Raw genomic sequence first — 4329 nt, 5'->3', positions numbered from 1 at the left:
CTTCCGGAACGACGATGGTTTCCGATGTCAGCGCGCGTTTCCAGTTGTCGACGGTGAATTCGTTCGGCCGTTGCCGGCTGACGGCAAGCTCACCGCCACCGATCGGCAACGCCACCAGCCGGGCGTCTTCCGAGATCAGCACATCGGGCGTGCGCGTATCCGAGACGGTCAGCAAGCCTGCCAACGCGAATGGCAGAGCCGCGAGCCGCAGCCATGTCGTCGCCATCGTCGCGATGACCAGGGCAATGGCCACCAGCAGGACCGACTGTTGCGAAATCAGCCCGACCCCATCGACAGGCGAACGCTCGGAGATCCAGCCCGATATGGCGATCATCATCGTCAGGCCCTTGCCCATCAGGTAGAGACCTGGCCAATCCAATCCGAAAGGCATCAGCAGCGCGCTGGCGACGGCCAGGAACATGACGACGGTGACGATCGGCATAACCGCGAGATTGGCGAACAGGCTGAGCGGCGACACACGCTGAAAATGCCAGATGGCAAACAGCGTCGTGGCGCTGCCGGCGATGATCGAGGTCATGGCCAGACCGATTGCCGCCAGCAGGAATTTTCGTGTCAGGAACCCGGGCAAGGATCGCTTCGGCGGCGGCGTTCTTGCTTTTCCCGCGCGGTGATCCGCCCAGCCGGCATAGGCGCCGACCAGAGCCGCGGTCGCGGCGAACGACATCTGAAAACTCGGGCCGACCACCTCATGCGGCGACACCACGATGACGGCGATCGCCGAGATCGCCAGATTGCGCATGGTGAGTGCTGCTCGATCGAACAGAACTGCAATCAGCATCACTGCCAGCATGATGAAGCTGCGTTCGGCGGCGACGACGATACCTGAGATGACGAGGTAGGCTGCGATCGAGAACAGTGCGGCGGCAGCGGCATACTTCTTGACCGGGCGACGCGCGGAAAAATCGGGAAACAAGGCGAAGGCGCCGCGCAGCAACCCCATGATGGTGCCGGCGACCAGAGCCATATGCAGTCCCGAAATGGAGATGATGTGGTAGATGCCGGTACGTCGCATCGCCTCATTGATGTCGTCGGGAATGCCGGCGCGCACGCCGACGATCAGCGCCGCGGCGATCTCGCCTTCGGCGCCGCCGACGCTCGCCCTGATATGGTCGGCGATGCCTTCACGGGCATTTTCCACGCTGGAGGAAATTCGGGCCGACAGCGGCATGTCGCCATCATCGCTGACGACAAGCTTGGGATTGCCGAGAAAGAACCCGCTGCCGCCAATGCCGGCAAAATAGCTGTCGAAGGAGAAATCATAGCTGTCCGGTCGCACCGGCCCGGTCGGCGGCAAAAGCTTGGCATATCCAGTGATGAGAGAGCCTGCGGTCACGTCAGCCGGGATCTTGCGTGCCGAAAGCCGTACCCGTTCCGGCGCATAGCGCAGTTTCGGTCTTGCGGTCGATGTTACGTCGATGGTCAGCCGGATACGGCCAGTTTCCATACGGTCGAGCGAGACGACGCGGCCGGTCACCTGCGTCGAGATTTCCGAGCCCAACATTTGTGTGCCCGCACGCCACGTCTCGACCTTGGCAGCAAGCAGCCCTAGGGCGCACAAAAGTGCCGCCATGAAACACAGATGGGTCTTTGGCCATGAGCGCGAGACCAGCGCACAGATCCCCGTCAGGATGACAACCGCGACAGGTCTCGCAAAGTCGGGTTCAGCCGTCAGCGAAAAATAGCCGATCGCTCCGATCGCAAGGCAGACCGGTACCAGCAGGAAGGCCACGCCCCGGTCGAGTTCCAGGCTCGCCGCCATGTTCACGCTGTGGCGCAGGCGTGGCAGTGATATCAGGCCGATCTGCCGGCGCACGCGCACGATCCTGCCGGTTCCGGCAACAGGAACAGAGGCGGCGATACCCGTTTGCAAGGGCAGCTTGCCGGAATCCGGCACGAGGGGCGACGGCGGCGGCAATGAGGCTGGCAGAGGCGCAAACAGGGACCGTTCGCTGACGCCAATGGCAGCGTCCTCGCCCTGATCCGAGCCCCAGCCTCGTCCAGCCATCGGGTCTGCCCCTTGCGCCCTCGACACCCTATGCTACATGAACGCGCAAAGCGCGAAAGTCCGCGCGACCGCACCCCGCTTCAGATGGTTTCCGAGAGTTCCATGTCCGACAAGGTCGTCACCCGTTTTGCCCCCTCGCCCACCGGCTATTTGCACATAGGCGGCGCGCGCACGGCGCTGTTCAACTGGCTGTATGCAAAGCACACCGGCGGCACGATGCTGCTGCGCATCGAGGACACCGATCGCGAACGCTCCAATGAAGCCGCGACGGCTGCCATCCTCGACGGGCTTTCCTGGCTTGGCCTGAGCTGGGACGGCGAGCCGGTGTCGCAGTTCGAGCGTGCGCCCCGCCACCGCGAGGTGGCCGAGGAGCTCGTGCGCATCGGCAAGGCCTATTATTGCTACGCCACGCCAGCCGAACTGGAGGCCATGCGCGAGGCCGCCAGAGCCAAGGGGCTGCCACCCCGCTACGATGGCCGCTGGCGCGACCGCGACCCCTCAGAGGCACCCGCAGGTGCCAAGGGCGCCATCCGCATCAAGGCGCCGACCGAAGGCGAGACCGTCGTCCATGACCGGGTCCAGGGCGACGTGCGCTTTCCTAACAAGGATCTCGATGACTTCATCATCCTGCGTTCCGACGGCAATCCCACTTACATGCATGCCGTCGTCGTCGACGATCATGACATGGCCGTCACCCACATCATCCGCGGCGACGACCATCTGACCAACGCCGCCCGCCAGACCGTCATCTACAACGCCATGGGCTGGGACGTGCCGTCCATGTCGCATATCCCGCTGATCCACGGCGCCGATGGCGCCAAGCTATCGAAGCGGCACGGCGCGCTTGGCGTCGAGGCTTATCGCGCCATGGGCTACCTGCCGGAGGCGCTGCTCAACTACCTGGCGCGTCTCGGCTGGAGCCATGGCGACGACGAGATCATGTCGATCAAGGACATGATTTCCTGGTTCGACATCGGCGACGTCAACAAGGGCGCGGCGCGCTTCGACTTCGCCAAGCTGGAGGCAATCAACGGCGCACATATGCGTCGCATGAGCGATGCCGAACTGTTCGACATCTTCATCGCCACCCTGCCCTACCTCGAAGGTGGCCCGGCGATCGCCGCACGCCTGAACGACAGCACCAAGGCGCAGTTGCTGGCAGCGCTTCCGGGCCTGAAGGAGCGCGCCAAGACGCTGGTGGAGCTCGTCGACGGCGCGGCCTTCCTGTTTGCCACGCGACCGCTGCCGATCGACGACAAGGCGGCCCTTCTGCTCACCGACGATGCCCGCAAGATCCTGCGCAGTGCTCACGAAGCTTTGAACGGGCTTGCGGGTGACTGGACAGCCGTCTCGGCGGAGGCGGCGATCCGCGAGGTGGTGGCGGCCGGCAGCCACAAGCTCGGCGCGGTGGCCCAGCCTTTGCGCGCCGCTTTGACCGGCAAAAGCACCTCGCCGGGCGTGTTCGATGTGCTCGCCGTGCTCGGCCGCGAGGAAAGCCTGGCGCGCATCTCAGATCAAATCGATTAGGAGCAAACTGGCCCAAGAAGATTGGCATTGAAAGGCGGGTTTCGCAGTGCAACATTAGGCCTTGGCCCAATCTGGCACGCACCTCCTGAAATGCGGTGGCGAATACGCGCATTGCGGTGATTTTCGACGTGTCGCTCTGCGAAATTTGCCTTTGCCGGCATGAGGAAACAAGAAGGAGTTTGCAATGACCGAAGCTGCGAAAAAACTGGATTTGGGCAAGACCCAAGAGGCCACCGCAACGCTTGAATTCGCCGGCAAGACCCATGAATTCAAGGTGCGAAGCGGTTCGGTCGGGCCTGATGTGATCGACATCGCCTCGCTCTACTCAACCACCGGCGCTTTCACCTACGATCCCGGCTTCACCTCGACGGCAAGCTGCGAGTCCGAAATCACCTTCATCGACGGCGACGCCGGCATCCTGTTGCACCGCGGCTATCCGATCGACCAGTTGGCCGAACATGGCGACTTCCTCGAGGTCTGCTATCTCCTGCTCTACGGTGAATTGCCGACCAAGGCGCAGAAGGACGATTTCGATTACCGCGTGACGCGCCACACCATGGTGCATGAGCAGATGTCGCGCTTTTCACCGGCTTCCGCCGCGACGCGCATCCGATGGCGGTGATGTGCGGCGTGGTCGGCGCGCTGTCGGCCTTTTATCACGACTCCACCGACATTTCCGACCCCTACCAGCGCATGGTTGCCTCCATGCGGCTGATCGCCAAGATGCCGACGATCGCGGCGATGGCCTACAAATACCACATCGGCCAGCCCTTCAT

At 63.2% G+C, this 4329-nt stretch carries 2 protein-coding genes and 1 pseudogene; 2 read left to right on the top strand and 1 reads right to left on the bottom strand.

All coding sequences use genetic code 11. From position 1 onward, the window contains the following. On the bottom strand, nt 1-2026 hold a 2026-nt coding region (locus EN969_RS18910), incomplete at its 3' end, for a ComEC/Rec2 family competence protein (protein WP_164758342.1). A gap of 102 nt (nt 2027-2128) precedes the next feature. On the opposite strand from EN969_RS18910, the gene gltX reads away from it, so the two are divergent. Beyond that, nucleotides 2129-3553: a glutamate--tRNA ligase gene (gene gltX, locus EN969_RS18905; protein WP_127419306.1), complete on the top strand. Its 1425-nt coding sequence runs from the start codon at nt 2129-2131 to the stop codon at nt 3551-3553. Nucleotides 3554-3737: 184 nt separating this feature from the next. Continuing rightward, nucleotides 3738-4329: pseudogene (locus EN969_RS18900) on the top strand (citrate/2-methylcitrate synthase); the annotation flags it as partial.

This window comes from Mesorhizobium sp. M7A.F.Ca.CA.003.01.2.1 (genome assembly GCF_003998945.1).
In the GTDB taxonomy this organism is placed as follows: domain Bacteria; phylum Pseudomonadota; class Alphaproteobacteria; order Rhizobiales; family Rhizobiaceae; genus Mesorhizobium; species Mesorhizobium ciceri.
Note: the sequence above shows the minus strand (reverse complement) of the source record. Positions and strands in the feature narration are given on the sequence as shown.

Bases quoted from the DNA above. Each gene is read 5' to 3' on its own strand.
- gltX (WP_127419306.1), top strand. From the start codon at position 2,129: ATGTCCGACAAGGTCGTCACCCGTTTTGCCCCCTCGCCCACCGGCTAT.